General features: G+C 68.0%; 34 protein-coding genes. 31 read left to right on the top strand and 3 right to left on the bottom strand.

Annotation, left to right across the window (positions count from 1 at the left end; genetic code table 11):
• The 28 genes from A3CU_RS53715 to A3CU_RS0133645 form a co-directional block, all read left to right on the top strand.
• Positions 1 to 254, top strand: a 254-nt coding sequence (locus A3CU_RS53715) for a hypothetical protein (protein WP_027945969.1), incomplete at its 5' end; no start/stop codon positions are given.
• A complete protein-coding gene (locus A3CU_RS0133775; RefSeq protein ID WP_027945968.1) occupies positions 247 to 567 on the top strand; it encodes a hypothetical protein in 321 nt (106 codons plus the stop codon). The genes A3CU_RS53715 and A3CU_RS0133775, both read left to right, overlap by 8 nt.
• Entirely contained in the window at positions 564 to 1,208 is a 645-nt protein-coding gene (locus tag A3CU_RS0133770; RefSeq protein ID WP_027945967.1) for a hypothetical protein, read from the top strand. The genes A3CU_RS0133775 and A3CU_RS0133770 overlap by 4 nt, the downstream gene beginning before the upstream one ends.
• Positions 1,205 to 1,444, top strand: coding sequence for a hypothetical protein (locus A3CU_RS0133765; protein WP_027945966.1), 240 nt, complete (start codon positions 1,205 to 1,207; stop codon positions 1,442 to 1,444). The genes A3CU_RS0133770 and A3CU_RS0133765 overlap by 4 nt, the downstream gene beginning before the upstream one ends.
• Positions 1,445 to 1,525: 81 nt before the next feature.
• A complete protein-coding gene (locus tag A3CU_RS0133760; protein ID WP_027945965.1) occupies positions 1,526 to 2,053 on the top strand; it encodes a helix-turn-helix domain-containing protein in 528 nt (175 codons plus the stop codon).
• A complete protein-coding gene (locus A3CU_RS0133755) occupies positions 2,040 to 3,341 on the top strand; it encodes a PBSX family phage terminase large subunit (protein WP_043843494.1) in 1,302 nt (433 codons plus the stop codon). The genes A3CU_RS0133760 and A3CU_RS0133755 overlap by 14 nt, the downstream gene beginning before the upstream one ends.
• Positions 3,338 to 3,619, top strand: coding sequence for an Acb2/Tad1 domain-containing protein (locus A3CU_RS48055; protein ID WP_043843492.1), 282 nt, complete (start codon positions 3,338 to 3,340; stop codon positions 3,617 to 3,619). Before A3CU_RS0133755 ends, A3CU_RS48055 begins: the two co-directional genes overlap by 4 nt.
• Positions 3,620 to 3,623: 4 nt before the next feature.
• Entirely contained in the window at positions 3,624 to 5,195 is a 1,572-nt protein-coding gene (locus tag A3CU_RS48050) for a phage portal protein (RefSeq protein ID WP_063628947.1), read from the top strand.
• Positions 5,196 to 5,198: 3 nt separating this feature from the next.
• Complete coding sequence (locus tag A3CU_RS0133740) at positions 5,199 to 6,329, top strand: phage minor capsid protein (protein WP_027945963.1); 1,131 nt, start codon at positions 5,199 to 5,201, stop codon at positions 6,327 to 6,329.
• A gap of 55 nt (positions 6,330 to 6,384) precedes the next feature.
• Positions 6,385 to 7,080 carry a hypothetical protein gene (locus A3CU_RS48045; RefSeq protein WP_052372643.1) on the top strand — a complete coding sequence of 232 codons (696 nt, stop codon included), beginning with the start codon at positions 6,385 to 6,387 and terminating at the stop codon, positions 7,078 to 7,080.
• Between the two features lie 12 nt (positions 7,081 to 7,092).
• A complete protein-coding gene (locus tag A3CU_RS0133730) occupies positions 7,093 to 8,007 on the top strand; it encodes a major capsid protein (protein WP_027945962.1) in 915 nt (304 codons plus the stop codon).
• A 42-nt stretch (positions 8,008 to 8,049) separates the two neighbouring features.
• Positions 8,050 to 8,313 carry a hypothetical protein gene (locus tag A3CU_RS48040; protein WP_052372641.1) on the top strand — a complete coding sequence of 88 codons (264 nt, stop codon included), beginning with the start codon at positions 8,050 to 8,052 and terminating at the stop codon, positions 8,311 to 8,313.
• 16 nt (positions 8,314 to 8,329) lie between these two features.
• Positions 8,330 to 8,749 (top strand): hypothetical protein, encoded by a 420-nt coding sequence (locus A3CU_RS0133720; protein WP_027945961.1) that lies wholly within the window; start codon positions 8,330 to 8,332, stop codon positions 8,747 to 8,749.
• Positions 8,740 to 9,054: a hypothetical protein gene (locus A3CU_RS0133715; protein WP_027945960.1), complete on the top strand. Its 315-nt coding sequence runs from the start codon at positions 8,740 to 8,742 to the stop codon at positions 9,052 to 9,054. The genes A3CU_RS0133720 and A3CU_RS0133715 overlap by 10 nt, the downstream gene beginning before the upstream one ends.
• The gene (locus A3CU_RS0133710; RefSeq protein ID WP_027945959.1) at positions 9,051 to 9,395 is read left to right on the top strand and encodes a hypothetical protein; all 345 of its coding nucleotides are present in this window, start codon (positions 9,051 to 9,053) and stop codon (positions 9,393 to 9,395) included. The genes A3CU_RS0133715 and A3CU_RS0133710 overlap by 4 nt, the downstream gene beginning before the upstream one ends.
• On the top strand, positions 9,392 to 9,835 hold the full coding sequence (locus A3CU_RS0133705) for a minor capsid protein (protein WP_027945958.1): 444 nt from the start codon (positions 9,392 to 9,394) through the stop codon (positions 9,833 to 9,835). The genes A3CU_RS0133710 and A3CU_RS0133705 overlap by 4 nt, the downstream gene beginning before the upstream one ends.
• Positions 9,836 to 9,846: 11 nt before the next feature.
• Positions 9,847 to 10,620, top strand: coding sequence for a phage tail tube protein (locus A3CU_RS50270; RefSeq protein ID WP_052372639.1), 774 nt, complete (start codon positions 9,847 to 9,849; stop codon positions 10,618 to 10,620).
• Positions 10,620 to 11,114, top strand: coding sequence for a DUF7426 family protein (locus A3CU_RS50265; protein WP_052372637.1), 495 nt, complete (start codon positions 10,620 to 10,622; stop codon positions 11,112 to 11,114). The genes A3CU_RS50270 and A3CU_RS50265 overlap by 1 nt, the downstream gene beginning before the upstream one ends.
• Before the next feature lie 59 nt (positions 11,115 to 11,173).
• Entirely contained in the window at positions 11,174 to 11,335 is a 162-nt protein-coding gene (locus A3CU_RS0133690; protein ID WP_211246589.1) for a hypothetical protein, read from the top strand.
• Positions 11,316 to 14,123, top strand: a complete 2,808-nt coding sequence (locus A3CU_RS0133685) for a hypothetical protein (protein WP_027945956.1) — start codon at positions 11,316 to 11,318, stop codon at positions 14,121 to 14,123. The genes A3CU_RS0133690 and A3CU_RS0133685 overlap by 20 nt, the downstream gene beginning before the upstream one ends.
• Complete coding sequence (locus A3CU_RS48025) at positions 14,123 to 14,983, top strand: phage distal tail protein (RefSeq protein WP_052372635.1); 861 nt, start codon at positions 14,123 to 14,125, stop codon at positions 14,981 to 14,983. Before A3CU_RS0133685 ends, A3CU_RS48025 begins: the two co-directional genes overlap by 1 nt.
• Positions 14,984 to 14,995: 12 nt before the next feature.
• The gene (locus tag A3CU_RS0133675; protein ID WP_027945955.1) at positions 14,996 to 16,279 is read left to right on the top strand and encodes a hypothetical protein; all 1,284 of its coding nucleotides are present in this window, start codon (positions 14,996 to 14,998) and stop codon (positions 16,277 to 16,279) included.
• A gap of 10 nt (positions 16,280 to 16,289) precedes the next feature.
• Positions 16,290 to 17,417 (top strand): hypothetical protein, encoded by a 1,128-nt coding sequence (locus A3CU_RS0133670; RefSeq protein WP_027945954.1) that lies wholly within the window; start codon positions 16,290 to 16,292, stop codon positions 17,415 to 17,417.
• A complete protein-coding gene (locus A3CU_RS0133665) occupies positions 17,417 to 18,199 on the top strand; it encodes a hypothetical protein (RefSeq protein WP_027945953.1) in 783 nt (260 codons plus the stop codon). Before A3CU_RS0133670 ends, A3CU_RS0133665 begins: the two co-directional genes overlap by 1 nt.
• Positions 18,200 to 18,238: 39 nt before the next feature.
• Positions 18,239 to 18,718: a hypothetical protein gene (locus tag A3CU_RS0133660; RefSeq protein WP_156960702.1), complete on the top strand. Its 480-nt coding sequence runs from the start codon at positions 18,239 to 18,241 to the stop codon at positions 18,716 to 18,718.
• A gap of 2 nt (positions 18,719 to 18,720) precedes the next feature.
• Positions 18,721 to 18,954: a hypothetical protein gene (locus A3CU_RS0133655; RefSeq protein WP_027945951.1), complete on the top strand. Its 234-nt coding sequence runs from the start codon at positions 18,721 to 18,723 to the stop codon at positions 18,952 to 18,954.
• Between the two features lie 6 nt (positions 18,955 to 18,960).
• The gene (locus tag A3CU_RS50260) at positions 18,961 to 19,797 is read left to right on the top strand and encodes a hypothetical protein (RefSeq protein WP_052372632.1); all 837 of its coding nucleotides are present in this window, start codon (positions 18,961 to 18,963) and stop codon (positions 19,795 to 19,797) included.
• A gap of 14 nt (positions 19,798 to 19,811) precedes the next feature.
• Positions 19,812 to 20,075: a hypothetical protein gene (locus tag A3CU_RS0133645; protein ID WP_043843489.1), complete on the top strand. Its 264-nt coding sequence runs from the start codon at positions 19,812 to 19,814 to the stop codon at positions 20,073 to 20,075.
• Between the two features lie 90 nt (positions 20,076 to 20,165).
• Here A3CU_RS0133645 and A3CU_RS0133640 read toward each other — a convergent pair whose 3' ends face one another.
• From A3CU_RS0133640 to A3CU_RS0133625, 3 genes are all read right to left on the bottom strand, one after another.
• Complete coding sequence (locus A3CU_RS0133640) at positions 20,166 to 20,645, bottom strand: hypothetical protein (protein WP_156960701.1); 480 nt, start codon at positions 20,643 to 20,645, stop codon at positions 20,166 to 20,168.
• A 9-nt stretch (positions 20,646 to 20,654) separates the two neighbouring features.
• Complete coding sequence (locus A3CU_RS48015; protein WP_211246588.1) at positions 20,655 to 21,599, bottom strand: radical SAM/SPASM domain-containing protein; 945 nt, start codon at positions 21,597 to 21,599, stop codon at positions 20,655 to 20,657.
• 220 nt (positions 21,600 to 21,819) lie between these two features.
• Entirely contained in the window at positions 21,820 to 22,044 is a 225-nt protein-coding gene (locus A3CU_RS0133625) for a hypothetical protein (RefSeq protein WP_027945948.1), read from the bottom strand.
• A 180-nt stretch (positions 22,045 to 22,224) separates the two neighbouring features.
• Between A3CU_RS0133625 and A3CU_RS0133620 the strand changes: the two genes are divergently transcribed.
• From A3CU_RS0133620 to A3CU_RS0133610, 3 genes are read left to right on the top strand one after another with little or no spacing between them, the layout of a single operon-like run.
• Positions 22,225 to 22,437 carry a hypothetical protein gene (locus tag A3CU_RS0133620; RefSeq protein WP_027945947.1) on the top strand — a complete coding sequence of 71 codons (213 nt, stop codon included), beginning with the start codon at positions 22,225 to 22,227 and terminating at the stop codon, positions 22,435 to 22,437.
• Complete coding sequence (locus A3CU_RS0133615; protein ID WP_043843487.1) at positions 22,437 to 22,955, top strand: DUF6879 family protein; 519 nt, start codon at positions 22,437 to 22,439, stop codon at positions 22,953 to 22,955. The genes A3CU_RS0133620 and A3CU_RS0133615 overlap by 1 nt, the downstream gene beginning before the upstream one ends.
• Positions 22,956 to 22,962: 7 nt before the next feature.
• Positions 22,963 to 23,805, top strand: coding sequence for a helix-turn-helix domain-containing protein (locus A3CU_RS0133610; RefSeq protein WP_027945945.1), 843 nt, complete (start codon positions 22,963 to 22,965; stop codon positions 23,803 to 23,805).
• Positions 23,806 to 23,856 lie beyond the last annotated feature (51 nt).

The following is a 23,856-nucleotide window of genomic DNA, read 5'->3' as shown; positions in this document are numbered from 1 at the left end:
AGGAGTCCGACTCGTTCGTCGATGCCGCCGTGGCCGTCATCGCACCCGCACTGGCCGACCTCAGCCAGAAGCTGGCCGCCGCCGAAGCCTCCGCCAGCCAGTGGCGCAACGCCACCGAAACCATGCAGCGCGTGCTCACCGCGCTGTCCGGAGACTGCGGTCACGCCGAGCACGTCAGCACGCGGCAGATCCGGGCATGCCTGGCCCGTCCTGCCGGTGAGAGCGGCGACGCCGAGGAGGCCGAGCGTGGCTGAGAGCCCCACGCCCTGCGCCCGGCCCGGCTGCCCGCACACCGTGCTGCCCTGGCTCGACGGGCCCTACCACACCCGCGCATGCGCGCGAGCCGCCCGAACCCAGCGGTACGGCGCCGGCCCGATCCCGCTCCGCCCCATCGCGCACGAGATCCCAATCCCGGCGCCCGTGGTCAAGACCAACCCGCCCGACCCGATCGCGGCCATCGCCGCCGGCCTACCGCTGCCTGAACTCGAGTACGGCGAACCGGTCGGGTTCGACCAGCCACCTGCGAAAGGGTTCCTCGCCCGCGCCATCGAACGGATCTTCGGATGAAGTGCGTCGCCTGCAACCGCAACGAGTCCGGCATCCGGTTCGGTTGCCAGGACTGCGTCAACCGCACCGTGCGCCAGTTGCGCGAGATCGGCGCCTACTGGCACCTGCTGCCCGCCATGGTCGAGCCGCTGTGCGCCGGCGGCGGCCGCGGCGCACCCGGCTACGCCAGCCGCACACCGGCGCGTGATGACGTACTCGTCGCCCTCGACCCGCGCGCGTACCCGGGCGGCGAGCCCACCACGCTGCACCCGGACCGGGAGACGAGCTGGGTGCGCTCGATCCCGCTCGCGATCGACGGGCTATCCGAGGCGCTCGCCGACGAGCGCGGACACACGGGCCAGCCGGGCGCGTGGGGGCTCGGGTACGTGATCAGCGCCGTGCAGTGGTGCAGCGAACAGCACTGGTTCGACGAGCTCGTCGACGACATCGCCGAGCTGCACGCGCAGTGCCGCGCGCTTGCCCATGATGTCCCCGACTCGCTCGGCGCCTGCCTCGAAGTGCTCTGCGGTGGCTTCGTGTTCTGGCGCAACGCATGGCGCGGCCAGCAGCGCGTGAGCGTCGCCCGCTGCGCGGCGTGCTCGCGCGAGTACGAGGGCCTGGACCTCGTGCGCCTCGGCGTGGCGCAGGAGGCGGCGGCGTGAAGCGGGTTCGCGCCTCGGACGTGCTGCTCCTGCTGCACGCCGAGGCTGACCGCACCGGCGACGAGCGCTTCCGCGTGAGCGCGGGGGCGCTGCGCAACTGGGTGTACCGCGGCCACATCACCCGCGGTGCCGGCGGCTACGACCTCGCCGAGATCCTCGCCTACCTCGAACGCCGCGACGACGATCACCAGCGCGCCAGCTTGACAGCAGGTCAAGACCAATGTGACGCTATGTGAGGGCAGAGCTATGCCCGCAGACCAGCCCCCAGCGCGACCCCTTCGGCGCTGGGGGTTTCTCATGGGCGGGAGGTGGTCACCATGGCCGCCGGCCCGCTCACCGACAACGAACTCACGCGCATCCGCGACCTGCACGCCGCCGGTGCAACCCGCAACGACATCGCCAAGCAGCTCGGCCGCTCCGGCTCAACGATCAGCAAGGCCGCGGGCAAGCTCGGCTTGTCGTTCGACCGCACCGCGGTGAAGGCCGCCACTGAGGCGAAGGTCGCCGACGCTCGCGCCCGGCGTGCACGGCTGACGCTCGATCTGCTCTCCGACGCGGAGCGTCTGCGCGCGCAGTTGTGGCAGCCGCACGAGTACATCGACCACGGCGGCAAGGACTTCACCGAGGCCCGCTGGACCCAGCCCGAGCCGAGCCCGGCCGACAAGCTCAAGCTGATGCAGGCAGCCGGCACCGCGGCGAGCACGAGCATGCGGCTCGACCTGCACGACGCCGACACCGGCGACGACGGAGCCAAGAGCATGCTCGGCGCCCTGGCCGCCGGCCTGCAGGTCGCCTACGAGCAGCTGCAGCCATCCGACGAGGCCGCCAGCGATGGCGGCGATTGACCTCGCCCGGGTCACGCAGCTCGTCAGCCCGAAGCAGATCCGATCGATCGTCGAATCGGCCTCGGCCCGGCTGTGCGTGTGGACCGGCGCTGTGCGGTCCGGCAAGACCATCGGATCGTTGTTGGCGTTCCTCATCCGGGTCGCGGCCGCGCCACGCTCGGGCTTGATCGTCATCGCGGGCAAGACGCTGCAAACGATCGAGCGCAACATCATCGACCCGCTGCAGGACTCGGCGATCTTCGGCCCGGTCGCCGGCGCGGTCCACCACACGCGCGGCTCGAACACCGCGGTCATCCTCGGCCGCACCGTGCACCTGCTCGGCGCCAACGACAAGGGCGCCGAGGGAAAGTTCCGCGGCGCCACCGTCTACCTCGCCTACGTCGATGAGGCCACGCTGATCCCCGAGGCGGTGTGGAACCAGATTCTCGCGCGGCTCTCCCCGCCGGGCGCGCAACTGTTGGCCACGACCAACCCGGACGGGCCGGCGCACTGGCTGCGTAAGAACTTCTTGCTCCGCGCCGCCGAGCTCCGCCTCGCCACGTGGACGTTCACGCTCGACGACAACCCGCACCTCGACCCGGCCTACGTCGAGAGCCTCAAGCGCGAGTACGTCGGCCTGTGGTACCGGCGGTTTATCGAGGGGCAGTGGTGCCTCGCCGAGGGCGCGGTGTACGAGATGTGGGACCCGGCCCGGCACGTCATCGACGTGCTGCCACCGATCGAGCGATGGGTCGGGATGGGCGTGGACTATGGAACTACCAACCCCTTCGCCGCGCTCCTCCTCGGGATGGGTGCCCCAGAGTTCGACGGGGCGCGGCGCCTCTACCTCACCCACGAATGGCGCTGGGACTCGAAGGAACGGCGCCGGGCACTCACGGATCACGAGTACAGCGAACGGCTGCGCGGATGGCTCGACGACCTGCCACGACCGCACGCGCCGAACGTGCACGGAATCCATCCGGAATGGACGGTCGTCGACCCGTCGGCCGCGTCGTTCATTCAGCAGCTCTACCGCGACGGGCTGACGCCGACGCTTGCCGACAACAGTGTGCTCGACGGCATCCGCACCGTTTCGTCGCTGCTCGCCCGCGACCTGCTCAAGGTGCACAAGTCCTGCGGGGGCTGGCTCGACGAGATCGGCGGCTACAGCTGGGACCCAGACAAGGCCGAGCGCGGCGAGGACGCGCCGATCAAGGTGGCCGACCACTCGCTCGACGCCGGCCGCTACGTCGTCCACACCACCGAGGCGCTCTGGCGCCCACACGTACAGGAGGCACGAGCAGCATGACCGACGAGAAGATCGACACGGGCAGCCAGAACGTCAGCGGCTACCGCAAGCAGACGCCCGAAGCGCTCAGCGTTGTGAACCGGGTCAAGAACTTCGAGAACCGGACGGCGGAGTTCATCCGCTGGTACCTCGGCGAAGGCGTGCCGCTGGACCCGCGACAGCTGGCCTCGGCCCGTACCCACTTCGAGTACGCGTTCTACCACCTCAACCGCGCAGTGTTCCAGCCCGCCGACCCGATCGGCGACGCGATCAGCCAGCGGCAGAACGCCGGGGCCTGAACCAATGCCGCTTCCCGTCGCCGATATGCAGTGGCCGCCGGGCGACTGCCACCGGCCGAGCCGGCTCTACGACGAGTGGGGTGCCTGGTACTCGGGCAGCGTCGATGAGTTGGCCCGCGTCTACGGCGCCACCGGCGCGTTTCCCGGTCTGGACCCCAAGGGTTACGACCGGCCGAGCCAGTACGCGGGCGGACTCGTCGGCCGGATCGCCCGGTTCTTCTGGGGCACACCAACGCCGCGTGGCGAGCTGCGTAACAACAAGCTGCACATCCCCGTCGCCGGTGATATCGCGGCGACCTCGGCCGATCTGCTGTTCGGCGAGATGCCCGCGGTCGCCATCGGGGACGGCAGCACGCAGGATCGCCTAGACACGCTGCTCACCGATGGCGGACTGCGCGCCCGGCTGCTCGAAGCCGCCGAACTGGCCGCGGCCTACGGTGGTGTGTTCCTGCGTGTCGGCTGGAACACCGCGGTTGCTGATCACCCGCTCGTCGACGCGTTGCTGCCCGACACTGCCGTGCCGGAGTGGCAGTCCGGCCACCTCACAGCGGTCACGTTCTGGAGGGTCGTGTCCGAGCCGGACGATTCCGATGTGTGGCGCCATCTCGAACGTCACGAGCCTGGCCGCGTGCTGCACGGCCTGTACAAGGGCACCGGCGACCGGCTCGGCCGGCCGATGCCGCTCGTCGATCATCCGGCCACGGCGCAATGGGCCGAGCAGATCGACGAGGCGGGCGGCATCGCCACCGGCGCGAAGCGGCTCACCGCGGTCTACGTGCCGAACATGCGGCCGCACCGGATCATTCGGGGAACGCCGCTCGGCCGCTCCGACTACGCCGGGGTTGAGCCGATCATGGACGCGTTCGATGAGGCGTGGACGTCGTGGATGCGTGATCTTCGGTTGGCCAAGGCGCGGCTGATCGTGCCGAGCATTTACCTGCGGTCCAATGGCCCCGGCAAGGGCGCGTCGTGGGATGCCGAGCAGGAGATCTACGCCGGGCTGGACATGATGCCCGAGAAGGGCGCGGGCGCGTCGATGCTCACGCCGGTGCAGTTCGCGATTCGCGTCGAGGAGCACGAGCGCACCACCGCGGACCTGTTCGCTCAGGTCGTGCGCGGCGCTGGCTACTCGGTGCAGACCTTCGGCGAGATGGGCGACGCCGGCGTCACCGCCACGGAGGTCAACGCCCGGGAGCGGAAGTCCTACACCACGCGCGGCCGTAAGATCGGGTACTGGACGCCTGGGCTCGGCGACCTGTTCGAAGTGCTGCTCGAAGTGGACGCGGCGGTGTTCCGCAGCGGGGTGACGCCAGAACGGCCGACCATCGAATTCCCCGACGCGGTCACGCCCGATCCGGAGGCGCAGGCGCGCACGCTGCAGATCCTCGACGCGGCACGGGCGGCATCGATCGAGACTAAGGTCCGGATGCTGCACCCGGACTGGGACGACCCCGCGGTCACGAAGGAAGTCGACCGGATCAAGGCCGAGACCGGCTCGGCGCCCGTGGTCAACCCGGACACCTTCACCGGCGACACGGGCACACCTGCCAGCCCGCCAACCGAGCTGCCCGCATAGCCGATGCCGGTCGATCGCACCCTCAGCGCGAGCATCGCCGAGACAGTCGCACGGCTCTACCACGATCTCGAGATGCGGCTCGCCGAGGCGGTTGCCCGCCAGCTGCGCGCCGGGATCGCCGAGCCGGCGGATGCGGAACGGCAGATCGCCGCGCTCGGCACGCTGTCGCTGGCGGCGCAACGCATGGTGCTGGCCATCGTCAGCGACGTCACCGGCACCGTCGAGCAGGCCGTTGTCCTGGCCTACCAGCGCGGCGGCGAGGCCGCGGTCGCCGAGCTGGCCAAGCGCGGCGGTATCAGCGACGCCCAGCTCGCCGAGCTGCGCCAGACGCTCCCGCAGCTCGGCGCGATCCAGCGGCTCGTGTACGCGCTCGTCTCGACGCTGCAGGGCACGCACGTGCGGATCCTGCGGTGGCCGCTGGACGCCTACCGGGAGGTGATCGCCCGCGCCGTGGCCACCGGCACCCTCGTCGGGCAGGAAACCCGGCTCCGCACCGCGCAACGCGCGTGGGATCAACTGCTCGGCCGCGGCATCACCGGGTTCACTGATCGCGCCGGCCGTAACTGGGAACTGGCGTCCTATGTGGAGATGGCCACCCGGACCACGACGGCGCAGGCGGCGGTGCAGGGCAACCTCGACCGGCTCGGCGACGCGGGTATCAACCTGGTGATCGTCTCGAACGCGCCGCAGGAATGCGTGCGGTGCCGCCCGTGGGAAGGCAAAATCCTCGACCGGCTCGGCGCAGGGGGCCGGCGCACGGTCGAGGTCCGCCACGCCACCCAGGATCGGATGATCCGCGTCGAGGTCGCCGGATCCGTCACCGAGGCCGTCGCCGCGGGACTGATGCACCCGAACTGCAGGCACAGCCTCTCCGCCTACCTGCCGGGTATCACGAAGATCCCGACGCACACCGAGGATCCCGAGGGCGACGAGGCGCGGCAGAAGCTGCGCGCGCTGGAACGCAAGGTGCGCAAGGAGAAGCTCAAAGCCGCGGCCGCGCTCACCCCCGAGACACGACGCGCACACGAGGCGCGCGTGCGCGAGCTGCAGACCGAGATCCGCGATCACATAGCGACCGCCCCCACCCAGCTGTTCCGCCAACGCCAGCGCGAACAGATCGGCACCGCGCGCTAATCCGCCGCGGCGCTGATCGACAGGTTCCAACCAACCCGTCCAGAAAGGACGTATCATGACGGCACCTACACCGTCCCCGGCGCCAGGCGCGCCGACGGGCGGGGAGCCGAGTGGCCAGGCGCCACAAGGTACCCAGCAGCCGCCAGCAACACCGCCCGCACAGCAGGGGCAGCAGCAGACCGGCCAGGAGCCGAACCAGCAGCAGGGCGGCACCACAGGGCAGCAGCAGGACGACGTCGCTTCGCTCCCCGAGTGGGCGCAGAAGCAAATCCGCGACCTGCGCACTGAAGCGGCTGGCAACCGCACCAAGGCGAAAGAGACCGAGCAGACGCATCAGCAGACGCTCGATGCGATCGCCAAGGCGCTCGGCTTGAAGCAGGACGAGCCGCCGGACCCGGCCAAACTCGCCGAGGAGCTGACCAACGAGCGTTCCTCGAGGCGGCAAGCGCTCGTCGAACTGGCGGTGTTCAAGACCGCCAGCAAGCAGGGTGCCGACCCGGACGCGCTCGCCGACAGCCGCGCGTTCATGTCCGCCTTGGACAAGCTCGACCCGACTGCGGAGGACTTCGCGGCGAAGTTGAGCGAGACGATCAAGAAGGCAGTGCAAGACAACCCGAAGCTCAAGACCGGCCAGGCGCCGGCTGGGCAGTCGGGCGGCGACTTCTCCGGCGGGACCGGGGACAAGTCCGCACCCCAGTCCGTAGACGACTTCCGGAAAGCGCGCTCGAAGTGGCGCTCCGGAGCACCGTAGGAGTAACCCACCATGGCTAACACGTTCCTGACCCCGGACATCATCGCGCGCGCCGCGCTGGCGAACCTGTACGAGACCACGGTCATGGCGCCGCTCGTGCACCGCGACTACGAGCCGGAGTTCGCCAACCAGGTCGGCGACACCATCACCGTCCGCAAGCCGGCCGTGTTCCAGGCCAAGGAGTTCAACCGGGCCGCCGGGATCGAGATCCAGAACGCGACGGAGACCGGCTTCCCGGTCACGCTCAACCACTTCGCCGACGTCTCGTTCGCGGTCACCTCCGAAGACCTCACGCTCAAGATCGAGGACTTCAACGAGCAGCTGCTCAACCCGGCCATGGAGGCGATCTCCCAGAAGATCGACCGCGACGTCCTGGCCCTGCGCAACGACATCGTGCAGGAAGTCGGCGTCGTGGGCGGCGACAACGCGTACCAGTGGGACAACCCGCGAGTGGCGATCGACGCCGGCCGCGTGCTCGACCAGAAGAACGTCCCGATGACGGAACGACGCCTCGCTGTCGGGCCGATCACCAAGGCCGCGTGGACCGGCGATGATCTGTTCAACCGGGCCGACGCTCGCGGGGACACCGAGGGCCTGCGCGAGGCCAACCTCGGCCGGCGGGTGTTCGGGTTCGACCCGTACATGACCCAGAACATCGTCAAGCCCGCCCAGACCACGGGCAACTCCACCACCGAGGTCGGCGTGGCGTTCCACCGCACCGCGTTCGCGCTGGTGTTCCGGCCGCTGGCGCTGCCCCGAGGCGCGCAGAACGCCGCGATCCAGAGTTACAAGGGCTTCGGCCTGCGCGTGGTCTTCGACTACGACATCAAGCTCAAGCAGGACGTCGTCTCGATCGACTGTCTGTACGGCACGAAGACGCTCGACGCCAACCGTGCCGTGCTCGTCAAGGGCGCCGACGTCGCCTGATCCCGGCTGTTCCCTGTGGACAGCAAGAAAGGAGGCGGCGTCATGCCGTACGTCTACAAGAACGCAAACACCGGCGACGAGGCTTCCCTCGACGAGCGGTCGGTGCGGCTCGATCACCTCGACAACTGGTCGTTGGTGTCCGAGCCGGAGCCTGCCTCGCTCGAGGGCAGCGAGCCGAAACGGCCCACGCAGGCGGCGTCCAAGGACGAGTGGGTCGCATGGGCGATCCACAACGGTGTGGACGCTGCGGAGGCCGCGGCGCTGACCAAGCCGCAGCTGATCGAGCGCTTCGGCAAGGACGCCTGAGGGGAGGTGAGCAGTCGTGGCACTGGTCTACGCCACTCGCGATGAGCTGGTCGAGTACGCACCGGCTGACGTGAAAACGAGGATTCCCAACGATCCGGAGGCCACGCGGCTGCTCACCTCCGCGTCAGCAGAGGTCTTGAGCGCCACCAAGACCGCAATCTATGACGCAGACGCCGAGGGCTACCCGAGCGATACCACAGTCCGTCAAGCGTTCCGGAACGCCACTTGCGCACAAGCCGTGTGGTGGCTGACTGGCGGTGACGACGAGCAAGGCGCCAGCAGCCAGTACCAGACGGTCTCGATCGGATCGCTGACGCTGGCCCGTAGCCAGCCGGGCACCGCGACACCGCCGTCCACTCAACGGCTCGCGCCGAGGGCCGCCGTTGAACTGGACGGCGTCGGCATCGCCCTGGGAGTGGTGGTCACGTGGGCATGATCCCCTCGTTCCTCCTTCCGCACACCGTGACCGTCGAGCCGTACGAGGGCAGCGGCGCGAACGGGCCGCGGTTCGGGCCGGCCGTCACCGTGCGCTGCTACCGCGAGGACAAGCGGCGCCTCGTGCGTGCGTCCAACGGCGACCAGGTGATCTCCGAGACCACGGTGTGGTGCCAGCTCGGCACCGTGGCGCCGCCGAAGTCCCGTGTGGACCTCGGCGACCGGAAGGCGGAAGTCATCGTGTGCGGCCGCCTCGACGGCGGGGCGCTGCCGGTGCCCTCGCACCTGGAGGTGAACTGCACGTGAGCATCCGGACCGTCGTCCACTGGAACGGCGACCACGTCGACAACAAGGCCAAGGGCGCCGCGGTGCACGGCCTCAAGCTCGGCGCCGAGCACGTGCTGCAGGCCTCCCGCGCGGTCGTGCCGCTCGAAGAGGGCACGCTCGAACGCTCGGGTGTGGCCAGCGTGTCCGGCTACACCGCCGCGGTCTCCTACGACACGGTCTATGCGGTGTACCAGCACGAGCGGCTCGACCTGCGGCACGCCGAAGGCCGCACCGCGAAATACCTCGAGGGCCCGCTCACCGCCGAGTCCGACACCGTAGCCGAGATCATCGCGGCCGAGCTGAGGCGGGCGCTCGAATGACCGACTCGTACACCGTTGCCCTGCTCAAAGGCCTGGCGCAGCGCATCGCCGACCAGGGCATCGCCCTCTACCGCTCCGACGGCAGCGCCTACCTGCCGACCGAGATCGGGCTGTTTTTCGACGCGATGCCGCCCGAGCCGGACCGGGCGATCGTGCTCACCGACTACCCCGTTACCGATGACCCGTCGCTGTCGGATTCGGTGCTTGGCGTGCAGATGCGCAGCCGCGGCCTGCCGTACGACGCGGGCAGTGTGAAGGCCATCGCCGACGGGCTGTTCGACCTCTTCCACGGAGCCCGCGACTTCACTGTCAACGGGATCCGCGTCGTGTACGTCGTGCGCAACTCCGGCGCGGTGCTCGGCCGCGACGACAACAACCGCTGGGAGCGCAGCGACAACTACTACTTCTCGCTCCACCGTCCGTCAGCCAATCGCACCTGAGGAGCACACCAATGGCTGTCCCCACACGCACCCCGCTCGGCGCCAGCACGACGGCGGGCATGTACTACCTCGACGTCGACATCGCCAGCAACCAGGCCGCCCCGAACTGGATCGCGGTCATGGGGCTGAACAATTTTCAACCCAAGTTCGACCCGACCCTCCAGGACGACTCGGACTTCGACTCCGAGGGCTGGGGCTCGTCGACCAAGACCTTTGAAAAGTGGTCAGCGGAATTCAAGGTGGGTCGCAAGTCGACGGCTAGTGACGTCACCAGCTACGACCCGGGACAGGAGTTCCTTCGCACCCACTCGACCGGCAAGATCGGCAACTCTGCGCGCGTGCATCTGCGCTGGTACGAGATGACCGAAGGTGGGCCCCGCGTCGAGGCCTACGAGGGCTGGGCCACGGTCGGCTGGTCGCCGGATGGCGGCAAGGTCGACGACCTGAACATCGTGAGCGTCACGCTGACCGGGCAGGGCAAGCTCCTGTCGATCGAGCACCCCGACACCGGCAGCGCCGCGCCGATCGTCTCCGGCTTGAGCCCGGCCGGCGGTCCGGCGGAGGGCGGAACCCTGGTGCGCGTCACTGGGTCCGGCTTCACCGGTGTCACGGGCGCGACCGGGGTCAAGGTCGGTGGCACCAGCGCGACCGCCTACGACGTCGTGTCCGACGGCATCATCGCGGTCGTCGTCCCGGCGCACGCGGCCGGGCAGGTCGACGTCACGATCACCTCCGCCGCGGGCACCTCTGCCGCGTCGGCCGCGACGAAGTACACCTATAGCTGATGCTCCGCGATCTCGGGTCCTTTCTGGACGATGACGCCCTGGAAATCCCCGTCGACGGCAAGGTGTACCGGATCGCCTCGCCCGACGCCGAGACGGGGCTGTTCCTCGCCGGGCTAGCACAGTTGGGTGAGAAAGCGGTATCCGGCCAGCCAATCACCGCCGAGGAGTTCGCACGGCTCAAGCTCAACGACGAGCAAGAAGGCGACTTCATGCGCATGGTGCTCGGCGACACGCTCGACGAGCTGGTCGCCGACGGCGTGAAGTGGACGAAGATCCAGCGCGTCAACCGCTACGCGTTCCTGTTCTTCTCCCTCGGCCCTGAGGCCGCTGACCGGGCGTTGGAGTCGGGAGTGCTCACGGGGGAAGCGATGGCCCCGAACCGGGCGCAGCGTCGAGCGGCGTCACGGGCCGGGGCGGCTACGACGAAGCGAGCGGCCTCCACCGGTGGTACGACCTCACCCCGGAAGCCCGCGCGCAAGCCGACGGGCACGTAGGCCCGACGTGGCGGGAACTGCTGGAGCAATGGCGACTCGTCGAGGCCGACCTGCACGACGTGTACGGCATCGACCTCGACGAGCCCGGCCTGCTCCGCGCGCGCTCGTGGCGCTGGCTGCGTGTCCGGATCCAGGGGCTACTCATGCGCGACACCCGCACCACCCGATTCTTCGCACTTACCAACCGTGAGGAGGTAGACCGTGGCGCTGAACATCGGTGAGTTGGTCGCCTACCTCAAGATGGACAAGTCCGAGTGGGACCGGTCCAAGACCTCGGCGAAACGCGATCTCGACGACATCGCCGACGAGGCCGACAAGGCAGGCAAGAAGACCGACAAGTCCACAAAGGACGCCGCGAAGAAGGTCGAACGGAACTTCTCCGCGATCCAATTCGCCGCCCTGTTCGCCGGGCTCCCCGCCGCGGCCGCGGTCGCCGCCGTCGCCGCCGCGGGCAGTCTCGCGCTGGTCAGCGGTGGCTTCATCGCGCTGACGGCGGTGGCGGTCTCGTCGAACCTGCAGGTACGGGACTCGTTCTCGCAGCTGTCCGAGCACGTCGGCGACTCCGTGAAGCAGATGGCCGCGCCACTCGCCGGTGAGTTCGTCGACGCGGCTCACCGACTGGGCGAGGAATTCGATCACCTGCAGCCGCAGATCTCCGCGGCGATGCGCAACTCAGCCCAGGATGTCAGCATCCTCACCGATGGCGTGCTCGGGCTCGCGCGCGAGGCTATGCCGGGGCTGGTGGTGGCCACGAACCGCGACACCGACGCCCTGCGCGGCCTGGCGCAGTTCATGGCCTACACCGGCCGCGGCGCCACCGACTTCTTTGTCAACCTCTCAACCGGATCCACCGGCGCGCAGCGCGACATGGTCGAGTTCGGACGGATCACGCAGCAGCTGCTCGGCTTCCTCGGCCAGTTGCTCGCGAATCTGGCCAACAACGGCACGTCGGCGCTGTCGGGGTTCGGCGCTGGGCTTTCGACGGTCGAGCAGATCCTGCTACAGCTCACCAGTTCCGGCAGCGCCGCCTACAGCGTGATCGGTGGGTTCATCACCGGGATCGACGGGGGGCTGTCCGTACTGCAGGGGCTGATCAGCCTGCTGGGCCTCCTGCCCGATGGTGTGGCAAGTTTTGGCGGTGAACTACTCGCGACCACCAAGCTCCTCAAAGCGTTTGGGGTGGACGCCGGCGCCGCGTTCGACGGGCTCGGTGAGCGGGTCAAGAACGCCAAGGGGCTCGGTAACCAGCTGAAGACTGGATTCCTCGGCCTGCTGCAGGGCGCCATGAACCCGCTTACGCTCGGCGTGGGTGCGCTGACTCTCGGGCTGGGGCTGCTCGGGAAGGCGCAACAGGACGATGCTGCACGCACCGCGGCGCATGCCGACCGCGTGCGGGATCTTGCCTCGGCGCTGCGCGAGTCCGGCGGCGCGATTGACGAGAACGTCCGCAAGACCGCGGCCAGCACCTTGCAGGATTTCGACGCGGGCGACGGCAAGCGCAATTTGCTCGCCGACGTACGCAATTTGGCCGGCCCGCAGGGCATGCAGCTGCTGACGCAGGCATACCTGGGTAATAAGCAGGCCGGTGACCAGTTGCGGGCCATGCTTGAGGCGAACATTCAGGCGCACACCGATGTCAGCGGTGCCGCGACCTACTACGGCGAGATCCAGACGAACAACGTCGGGGTCGTTGACGAGGTTGGCAAGAAGAACCAACAGCTGTTGGACATCCTCGATGCCGAGGGCGGAACGTTCCAGCAAGCCATTCAGAACAACCTGGATTGGGCCGAGGCCAGCGGCGAAGCCGGCACGGCCACCGGGAACCTCACCTACGCACAGAAACTGGCGCAACAAGCTTCGAGCGACCTCGCCAAGGATATGAAGGGCCTCGGCGACGCCGAAAACGACGCCGCCACCAAAGGCAAGCTGCTGCAGCAGGTCCTCGACATCCTCAACGGTCGCGCGCCCTCGCACGAGGACGCGATCGCCAGCATCAACGAGCAGATCCGGCAGCTCGGCGAGCAGTTCGGCAAGGGCGCGAACCGCGCGGATGGATGGGGCGCGGCGCTGCTCAACGCGGACGGCACGGTCAACACGGCGACCGCGAACGGCGGCAAGCTCTACCAGGCGATGACCTCGCTCGAGCAAGGCTTCGCCAACGCCGGCGCGAGCATCGACGACCTCGTCAAGTCAGGAAAGTCCTACGAGGACGCCTCGAAGCAGGTCTCGGCCGAGCTGACCACCCAACGGCAGCGGTTCATCGACGTCGCCACCCAGATGGGGTTGACCAGGCAACAGGCGGAGCAGCTGGCGAACAAATACGGCCTCATCCCCGCCGAGGTGCTCACCTACGTCACCCAGCCCGGCATGCCGAACGCCCAGCAGGCCGCCGACATCCTGCGCGGCAAAATCCTGGCCGTCCCCGACAGCCACACCACCATCACATCGGCACTCACGGCCGAGGCCATAGCCAAGCTCACCGAGCTGGGCTACCGCGTCACCACCCTGCCCAACGGCACGGTGCGCGTCGAGTCGGACACCGGACCCGCGCAGGGCAATATCACCAAGCTGATCAACGACAACAACGGAAAGGTCATCAAGCTCATTGTGCGCGCAGACGGGTCCGTGCGCGTCGGCAACAACATCGCCAACGCCAACGGCAACTTGCTGATGCCGTTCGCCGCCGGTGGCATCGCCGCGTACGCGGCCGGCGGGCTCACCCCGATGTCCGGCGCCGTGGCCACCGTGGTGCCGCCGGGCACCCAGCGCGTCATCGGCGACAACCCGCAATACGACGAGTTGTTCGCGCCGCTGAACGGCTCGCGACGCACGGCCAATCTCATCACCGCGGCCGCGAAGCACGAGGGTCTGCCGGTCGGCGAGACCGTGCCCGTTCCGGTCCAGGCGCAGCGCGCGTCGGTGCACGTCGAGCACTTTCACCCGCCGGCCAACGCCTCGCCGTGGGAAATCGCCGACGAGCTCGACTGGCTTTCCAGGACGGGGGGCTGATGGCCGGCGAATCGATCACCCGCGACGGGCAACTCGAGTGGCGCGGCACGCTGCTCGGCGCCACCACGCCGTACCGGTGGCGGGATCTTGAGGGCTGGCTGGACCTGCCCGACGTCCGCGACGGCGACGTCGCCTACGACAACGTCCACGGCTACCAGCCCGGGCAGCTACTCGTCGAACGGCGCACGATCACCTACACATTCGTGATCTCCGGCGACGCCGAGGACTTCGCTGCAGCACAGCGGACCCTACGCGCGGCCACCGCGCCGACGGAGAACCCGGTCGAGGAACCTCTCGTGATCCAGCTGGCCGGGCTCAAGTCGATGGTCCATGCCCGCGTGGTGCGCCGCTCGATCCCGGTACCGCCGAACAACGCCAGCGGTTACAGCGTTGGCGCGATCCAATGGCGCGCCACCAACCCCCGGATCCTGCACCTACCCCAGCAGACACCGTCGACGACCCCGCCGGCACCGGGCGGCGGAGGGCTCGTCTTCCCGCTGGTGTTCCCACTCGTGTTCGGCTCGGCACAGGCAGGCGGCGAGCTCGTGCTCACCAACACCGGCAACGCGCCAGCGCAGCCCGTGTGGCGCATCACCGGGCCCTGCACCGGACCCGTGATCACCAACGCCGACACGGGAGCACAACTGGCGTTCGACCCGACCTATGTCCTGCCAGCCGGGCAGAGCCTCAAGTTGTCCACCGAGGACCGCGCCGTGCTGCTCGACTCCGGGGTATCCCGCTCGAACGTCATGGTCACCCGCGGCTGGTTCACGCTGCCCGTCGGCGTGACACGGGTCCGGTTCGACTCCACCGACCATCAAGGCACCTTGCAGTGCCTCTACTACCACACCTCGCAGTGAGAGGGGATTGTTGTGGCTGAGCGACATTCCGGCTTCGTCAACCAGGTTGATGGCGTCGGGCAGGTCAATGTCGAGGATCACCGCCTCGCGCAAAGCGCATTGTGGACCCCGAACGGGAACATCACCTCCCGCTCAGGCATGGTGCCGAACGCCGCGTCCGCGGCCGCGCCCGGCACGGTCACCGCCACATCGCCGACCCCGAACGGGTTTGCGCACGTCTCGCCCTTCCGGTACGTGCTGCAGAGCCAGCGCGGCGGCGGTGTGTACACGCTGACGCTCGACTCGATCAAGGACGTCAACATTCTCGGCGATCAGGCCGCGGACCCCTCGAACCCGCGCAACGACCTCATCGTCTTCCACCAGCGCGATAGCTACTTCGGCGACCCGAACAGCGACATGGTCGTGCGGCACGTCATCGGCACCCCCGCCGCAAGCCCAGTCGACCCGGATCCATCCGCCGGTGGCTGGGGCAACGACTACGTCGTCAAGGCGCGCGTGGTCGTCCCGGCCAACGCAATCACGATCACCAACGCCAACATCACCAACTTCGATCTGCCTTACGCGGTGGCCACAGGCGGGCAGGTGCCGGTCCGGACCCAGGCCGAGCGCGACGCGCTCGCGCCGTGGGAGGGCATGCGCTGCTACCGCGCGGACAAAGGCTGGGAAGAGGGATACGTTGGCAGCGCTTGGCGCCTGCTCGGCATACCGCTGGTCAGCAACCTGGCTGACGTCACCAACCCGTACACGCAGCAGATCGTGCGGCGAACCAGCGACGGGCAACTCGTCGAGTGGACCGGATCGGCGTGGGCGCCCCTGGACAGCCGGAAACCCGCCTGCACACTGGTCATGACGGGCACATTCACAGTCGGCCCCTCCGCGGACACCGACGTTCGATGGACCACGTTTAGCGAGAACTGGACCGACCCGAACTCCGGAAACAAGATGTGGGACGACGGGGCCAACCCGACCCGCCTCACCATTCGCCGCGACGGCTACTACACCGGCGGTTTCGAACTGCACTACGACCAGGGCTCGAACACCGGCGGCAAGCGTGTAGCGACCATGACGCGCAACAACACCGGGATCCCGACGAACGCGTCAGCGCTGTGCTACGACTCGTCGCGGTTCAACACCAACGGCGATATCACCAAGCTGGGCGGAACGTTCGGCGAGCGACTCACCAACGGTGACATCCTGCGCGTCTCGACGTGGCAGAACAGCCTCGGAAACCTCAACCTGCGGGGCGACACGATCGAGGGCAAATGCCGCATGTGGGTCGTCTGGGAAAAGCCGTAAAGGGGGCGGCATGGCGCCACCGGTCTACACCTACCTGATCGCCGACCTCGCGACGAACACCATCCTCGAAGAAATCTCGCTCACCGGCGTGAAGTTCAACAAGCCACTCAACGACAGCGGCAAATTCGCTGCAAACTGGAAGTTGGGCCCGAAGACGTCGCACTTGGACCCGTACGACCTGACGATGCCGGCCCGCCGCGTGATCTACGCGTTTCGCGACGACCGTCCGATGTGGGGCGGGATCATCTGGACTCGCAGCTACGACAGCACGAACCAGGTCGTCCAGATCGGTGCCGGCGAGTGGTGGTCCTACTTCGACCACCGCAAGGTGTTGCCCACCTTCACCTATGGCGGCACCCTCACTCAGGTCGCCGCACTCACCGAGTCCTACCGCAGCACCGACCAGAACACCATCGCGCGCCAGCTCGTCGCCACCGCCCAGGCCCACGCCGGCGGGAACATCCTCGTCACCCCGGCCGACACCGACGTCTCCGGGATCCTGCGCGACCGCAGCTACAGCGGGTACGACCTCACCGACCTCGGCGACGCGCTGCGCAACTTGTGCAACGTCATCGACGGCCCCGACATGGTGTTCGACGTACTTCCCGGCTCGCCCGCGCCTCGCCGGGTCATCCGGATCGGTACGCCCCGGCTCGGGCAGCAGGGCTCGAGCTGGGTGTGGGAGATGGGCGGCAACGTCACCGCCTACAAGTGGCCGAGCGACGGCACAAGGATGGCCACGCGCGCCTACGCCACCGGCCAGGGCATCGAGCTGGGCCTGCCGATCGCGGTCGCTGAGGACACCTCGAAGTACTCGATGGGTTTTCCCTTGCTGGAGCTGGAACGGCAGTATTCGAGCGCCGAAGACGCCGGCACCCTCGCCGGGCACGCGGCATCCGACCAGCAGGCCGCCCGGATGCCCGTCGCGCTCCCTCAGCTCGTCGTGCGCGGCGATATCCCACCCACCGCGGCGGACATCGACCGCGGCGACGACGGATGGCTCGTCATCCCGCCGGATCCTTTCCACCGAGCAGGGTTTGAAGGCCCCGTCAGGGTGATCGACATGGAGTTCAACCCTGGCACCAACGCCGAGCGCGTCATCCTCACCATGGCGCCCCTATTGGACGGAGTCGCCTGATGGGCCAGGTTAACCAGCCGTCTAACCTGCTCGATCGCATCAAGGCCGTCGAACAGCAGGTATCGAAGATCTGGAAGTCCCTCGGACTGGCGTCCGCCACCATCGCAGCCGGCGGGCTCACGCTGCTGAACAACGCGTTCCTCAAGATGCTCGGCGCGGCCGGCAACGAGTTGCTCTACGTCGGCCCGGACGACAGCGGCCGCCAGGTCGTGCGGATCCGCGACGCGAACGGAAACATCATCTTCGGTTCGGTCTCCGGAGGAACCAGCGGTCAGCGGGTCGCGATCAACCCCGAGCCCACGTCGTTACCGCGCATCGACATCTACGACGACGCGACCAGCAACCACACTACGGCCGTGATGTTCGGCGGAAACTTCCTTCTCCAGCGGGAAACGGACGCCGACCGAACTGCGAACGGCGGATATATCCAATTCCAGGGAAATACCGGGTTTTTCGGCCACCGCACGCCGACATCCGATGCGTTTATCGCGTTCGGCGGCGACGAGGGGATACAGCTGCAAGGCTGGTGGGTCGCCACCCCGCTCAGCGGCAAATCGTCCGTCGTCATCGGCTTCGACGACAGTAATTTCTCCGGCCCTGTCACCGCGGACTACGGGTATGGCGCCACGATGACGGGCCGAATGCACCCGATCATCAACGTCTACGCGCCCGACGCGAACCGCCGCTGGTGTGTTGTTGGGTCGAGCCTGACCGGTTTCAGCGTCGGAATCGACGGCGGCGCCGGAAACCGTGTCCATTGGTGGGCTTACCGGTCTCTCTAGGAGCACACATTGAAAATGGAATACGATCATGTCGAACGCGTGCAGCGCGCCGACGGCGGCGATTTCTGGGTCGCCGAAGGAACGCAGATCACCGACGACGGCACCATCCGACGCCGCTACATGTTCCCCGCTGAAACGCTCGAATGGCGCGCGGCAGAGTACGGCATCGACCCGACCGACCGGGCGACGCTGCTCGACATCGTGCTCGCCGAGCCGCACCTCACCCCGGAGGACTGGTCGACCGGCTCGCAACTGCACACCGCGCCGGACATCGACACCGCGCGGGCCGATCACATCTCTCGCTGCGCGGCCACGAAGTGGCGCAACCGGATCGGCACTCGCGCTGTTGGTAACCCCTGCCGCCAGATCGCGGAAGACAGCCCCATGGACGCCGAAGCGATCGACCTCAAACGACAGCTCGTCGAACACCAGCGGGCCCGCATCGCCGAGCAGGCCGCGCCAGCGACGTCGGCGCCCGATCGCATCGCCGCGCTACGCGCCGCCCTGGGGAGGAAGTAGCAATGACGCAGCCTGGCGACGTGGTGATCACCGCGAAAGAGGTGTACGACAAGCTGTCCACCTTGGACTCCAAGGTGGACAAGCTCAACGAGCGATTCAGCAACGTCCAGGAGAAAATCCGCGATCACGAGAACCGAATCCGCGCACTGGAGTTCCGGGTGTGGATGGCCATGGGTGGCGGCACCGTGCTCGGCGCGGCCGCGGGCGCCATCGTCAGCAAGATGACGGGAGCGTGAGGACACATGCGCACGATGTACGACTCGGTACGAGCGAAGAACATCCCGGCCGGCGCCGCGATCGTCGCCGGGTACGTCGACGAGTACTCCATTCCAAAATGGACACCGGCGGAGTGGGGCAGGTTTCCACACGCGGTGAAGGTCCGGGTGGCCAAGAAGGCGAGCACCAACGACGGCCACGTGCTCGATGTCGAGGATCGCCTCGCCCGCCCCGACGAGGCGCCCGGCTGGGCGCGGATGCGGCGGCGCTCCGGACTCCTCACCCCGACGATCTACTGCAACCGTTCGACCTGGCCGCTCGTTCGCGCCGAATTCGACCGGCAGGGCGAGCCGCAGCCGCTGTACTGGATCGCCACAGCCAGCGGGAAAGAGGAGATCCCGGCCGGCGCGATCGCCGCTCAGTACCTGCTCGATACCAAGGACAACACCGACGTCTCCGCCGTCGCTGACTTCTGGCCCGGCGTCGACCCGGCGCCGATCGCGCCCAGCTCGCCCACCATCTCATCCGGCTCGATCTCCGAGGAGGACTACACCATGACCAGAGTGCCCAAGGGCGGCGCCGCCGGTGGTATCGGCAAGGCCGTGAACTTCCAGCTTGCCGTGTCCATGCTGCGCGAGCATGACGTGATCATCGCGCCCGGTGACATGCCCGTCGTCCTGTACGCCTCGTACCACTGGGCCTGGACCAAGGGCACCGGCGGCAACCCGGTTACGGACCCGGCGCACCCGGTGGTGGTGCCCGTGCAGGGCTCCTACAGCTTCATCGTGCCGAAGGGCACGGGGAAGGTCGACCTCGTCTACTGGGCCGACGACGACTTCACCGTCACCGTCGCCCCGCGGTGAAAGGACATCCGCCCGTGAACGACAAGATCACCTCGATCGTCCGGACCGTCGTGCCGGGCACGTGGGCCGCGCTGGTCGCGTGGCTCGTCGGCCTCGGCCTACCTGCCGCGGTCACGGGCTGGCTGTCCGGACTCGGCGGCACGGTGACCGAGCTGGCCGCGCTCGCCGCCGTCTACATCGCGGTGCGGGTCGTCGAGCCGCGGCTACCCGGGTGGCTCGTGCGTGTGCTACTCGGCTCGGCGGTGCAGCCGAGCTACAGCGCGCCGCCCGGCTCCTGACCGACGCTGCACAGCACACGGCCCCCGCCCGGTTCGCCCGGTGCGGGGGCCGCTTTCGTCGTGCTCAGGGAGAACCAGACGACCTCTCGATCACTCCCTCATCAGTTCCCAGTCCACACAGGACGGGCGTTTCTTGGTCACGAGCAGTTCGTCGATCGCCTCGTACACGAGGCTGATCGGCGCCTTCAGGGTGGCGTACAGCGGCACCATCACGCCCGTCGCGTGCCGGAAGAAAATCCGCCCTTCCCGGTCTGTGTTGTGCGTCTTGCTCGGCACGAAGCGCTGTCGTGCCGGCATGTCCGACCACTGGAGCATCCCGTAGTTCCCGACGAGAGCGACGCCGGCGTTCATGAAACGGATCGGGTTACCATCGCGCTCGTCGACCACGAGCATGACGGAGATCGAGTCCCAGCCCGGGTTGGCCGCCCGCATCCGGTCACGCATGAGCTGTTCACCGGAAGTGCCGGGTGGCAGGTCGTCAATCAGGACATAGCCTTCGATGGCAGGAGGCTGCTCCTCCTGCTGCGCCTGCTCCGATTGTCCGAGATTGGACAGGTCCATATGCGTCATCTTGACAGGTCACCTGTTGTGCGGCCAGCAGTCCTGCCCTTGCGGGGGACAGTCATACGTCGCCCGGTTGTGTGGCCAGCAGTTCTGTCCTTGCGGAGGGCAGTCGTTCGCCGCCCGGATCTGCGGTGAACAGGCGTCTTCCTGCGGACCGCAGTGGGTACCGGCGGTCGGCGAACAGGCACCAGACGGCATCCCTTGCTCGACGAGGCTTTGACGGACGGCCGGCATCGCGGCGAGCACCTCGCCGAGCGGGTTGGTCTGGACGTTTCCCACCGGTACCCAACGCGCCATGGTGCACGGCGTGACGGTCCCGTCCGGCTTGATCAACGCTTTTCCGTCGCCACACTGGCCGCACAGCTGATCCGCCTGTCCCTGGCCGTCTGCGGCTGCACGGCCGATCGCCCGGACCCTGTCGTAACCGAGATGGTGGATACCCAGGCTGACCAATTGAGCGCCGGCCTGCTCGACCCGCTGTCCGTCGTTGACGTCCACCACGCCAGCGCGAATAGGGATGCCCAGACTGACGGCTGTCTCGATGTTCTCGCGGGTTCGAGCGTGGGTAGGCCGCCGAGTGATCGCCGCGTGCTGCTCGGGGTCGTCGCTGTAGTACGACGTGGCGAGCGTGACCCCCGGCTGCTGGAATGCCGCCCACATGCGGTCGGACACATGCACGAGGTTCGAGAAGACCTCCACACCCAAGGCACGGGCGACGGCGTGGTCGATCAGTTCAGCCAAGCCGGGGTACAGCGTGGGTTCGCCCCCGATGAACTGGACGGTGCGGACCCCCAGATCGGCGGCCTGGTCGATCACGGTCTTCCAGTCCTCGGTGGTCATGGTGCCGTGGGTGCCGCTCGGGCCGCTGTCGGTACAGCAGTGCACGCATTCGAGCTGGCATTTCCCGGTGATCTCCAGGGACAGGAACGTGGTGGCGGGTGGCCGTTCCACAGTGGTCATAACATTCCTTCCGATCTTCGGCGAGAACCCGGCACGGCGCGCCGTGCCGCTCACGCGCCGGCCGGGTTGGGTGTGATCGGGGTCCACACCCGGCCCTCGGGCTCCATGCCGCCGAGGACCACCGCCCGGCGCAAGTGCAGGTCGATCCTCGGCACGGGGCGGGGCGGGAGGCCCCGCGCTCGACCCGCGGAGGCAAGGGCGGGGAGCGCGGGACAAGGTTTCAGGCTTGGACCACCGGTCGGTCGAGCTGCTCGGCGTAGTCGTGCAGCTCGGCGGCGACCTCGTACAGCAGGACGCCCAGCGTGCGCAGCTGGTCGGCGGGCAGGTGGCCGTGCTCGACCTCGTAGGCAAGCATCCGCTGAACCGCGCGCCCCATCCCGGTGTTCACCGTCGCAAGGTGGCTCAGCACCTCGTGTCCTCGCTGGACGTCCACCGCGGTGTTCACAGCTGGCCTCCCATGCGTAGCGATCGGGCTCACGACCAAGAGCATGGCGCGCCTACGTGAATCAGACAAGAATCACTAGTGAATATGCATGACTGATTCACTCTAGTGGCGCAAGAGGGCGGCGGTTGGTTGCGACAAGATCGCCTCGCATGAGAAATTCGCACTCAATAGGAGGACTACATGCGCGTGAGGTTCGTGGGCAGCACGTCCGGCAACACGGGCTGCCCAACTGTCTACGCGACCGACCGAGACACCTACCTTGTCCAGGGCTCGATCGTCACCGATGAGGAAGCGCTGGCCGAACTGCGCCGGCACGGGAACGGCATCCCCGACCACGAGACTGTCGTGGAGATCCCGAAGGACCTGGTCAAGTTCTTCCCGGAGTCGAGCTGATGGCCGCTACCGGCCTGCCTGAGTTCCAGCGGCTGTTCCGGGAGTTCGAGCGCTCGGCGTGGCGGTGGGAATGCCAGGGCGTCTACCGCGAGCCCGACGAGCGCGAGCCGCTTCGCCGGTTCCTGGCTGGCGAGCCGCCGGACGATGCGTGGCGCGAGGACTTCCTACGCCTCGTCTCGGACTCGACGCGGTCGGGGCGGTCGTGGCAGCGGGTACGGCAGATGACCGTCCCGCTGACCGACTACCTCCGGTTCGAGATGGACCTCGCCGAGCGCGGCAACATCCCCGCCGGCGAGGACATCCGCGTCATCTGGCCGGCCGAGGCCGAACAGCTTGGGCTACCCGATCAGGACTTCTGGCTGTTCGATGACGAGACCGTGGCACGGATGCACTTCGGGGCTGATGGGCTGGAGCGGGTCGAGGTCCTGACCGGCGAGTCCGTCGAGCCGTATCGGCGGTGGCGGCAGCTGGCATGGGATCATTCCCACCCGTTCCAGGAGTACGCCGCACACCGTTGAGGAGACCGTGACCGACTTCCAAGCCAGGCGCGAAGCCTTCGGCAACCGGCTACGAGCATTGCGCGAGGAGCATCGCGTCCTGTCTGGCCGCGAGATGGCCAAGCGCCTGGCCTGGCCGCAATCGCGAGTCTCCAAGATCGAGACCGGAAAGCAAACGCCCGACCACTCCGATGTGATCGCTTGGTGCGACGCGCTCGACGCACCGGAGGCCGCACAGGATCTGCTCGCCGAGCTCGAGCAGCTGCGCCTGCAGCAGGTGGAGTGGCGGCGGCAGCTCCGGTCAGGGCACCGGCAAAAGCAGCTCGAGCTCGACCAGCGCCAGCAGAACGCCAAGGTCATTCGGGCGGTGGACATTGCCGCGGTGCCTGGTCTGGCCCAGACGCCGCCTTACGCGCGCCGGATCTTCATCCGGGCGGCCGACCTGCTCGCCGTCCCGCAAGATGCCGATCAAGCAGTGGCGGCCCGCATGGCGAGGCAGCAGATTCTCTATCAGGGCAGCAAAACCATCGAGATCCTCGTCGCCGAGGCCGCACTGTCCCACCCGATCGCCCCGCCCGACGAAATGATCGTCCAAATCGATCGGCTGATCTCTTTGGTCGGCATGCCGCACGTCCGGTTCGGCATCCTGCCGTTGTTCCGCGCGCTGCCCCACGTCGTGCCGCATGGCTACTGGATCGTCGACGACCGGGTAGCGGTCGAGACGGTCACCAGCGAGTTGGAGATCGACGACCCGGAGCAGGTGGCCATTTACCACCGGATGACGGACCGGCTCTGGAAAGCCGCCGCCGAGGGCGAGCAGGCGATCGACATTCTGCGCCGGCTGGCCGAGGAGTACCGACGACAGCGGTAGCCACCCATGGCGACGGCCCCGGAGCGCACGCTGCTCCGGGGCCGTGTCCGG

The organism is Amycolatopsis taiwanensis DSM 45107 (genome assembly GCF_000519205.1).
Lineage (GTDB): Bacteria > Actinomycetota > Actinomycetes > Mycobacteriales > Pseudonocardiaceae > Amycolatopsis_E > Amycolatopsis_E taiwanensis.
This window is presented reverse-complemented; position numbering and strand designations above follow the sequence as displayed.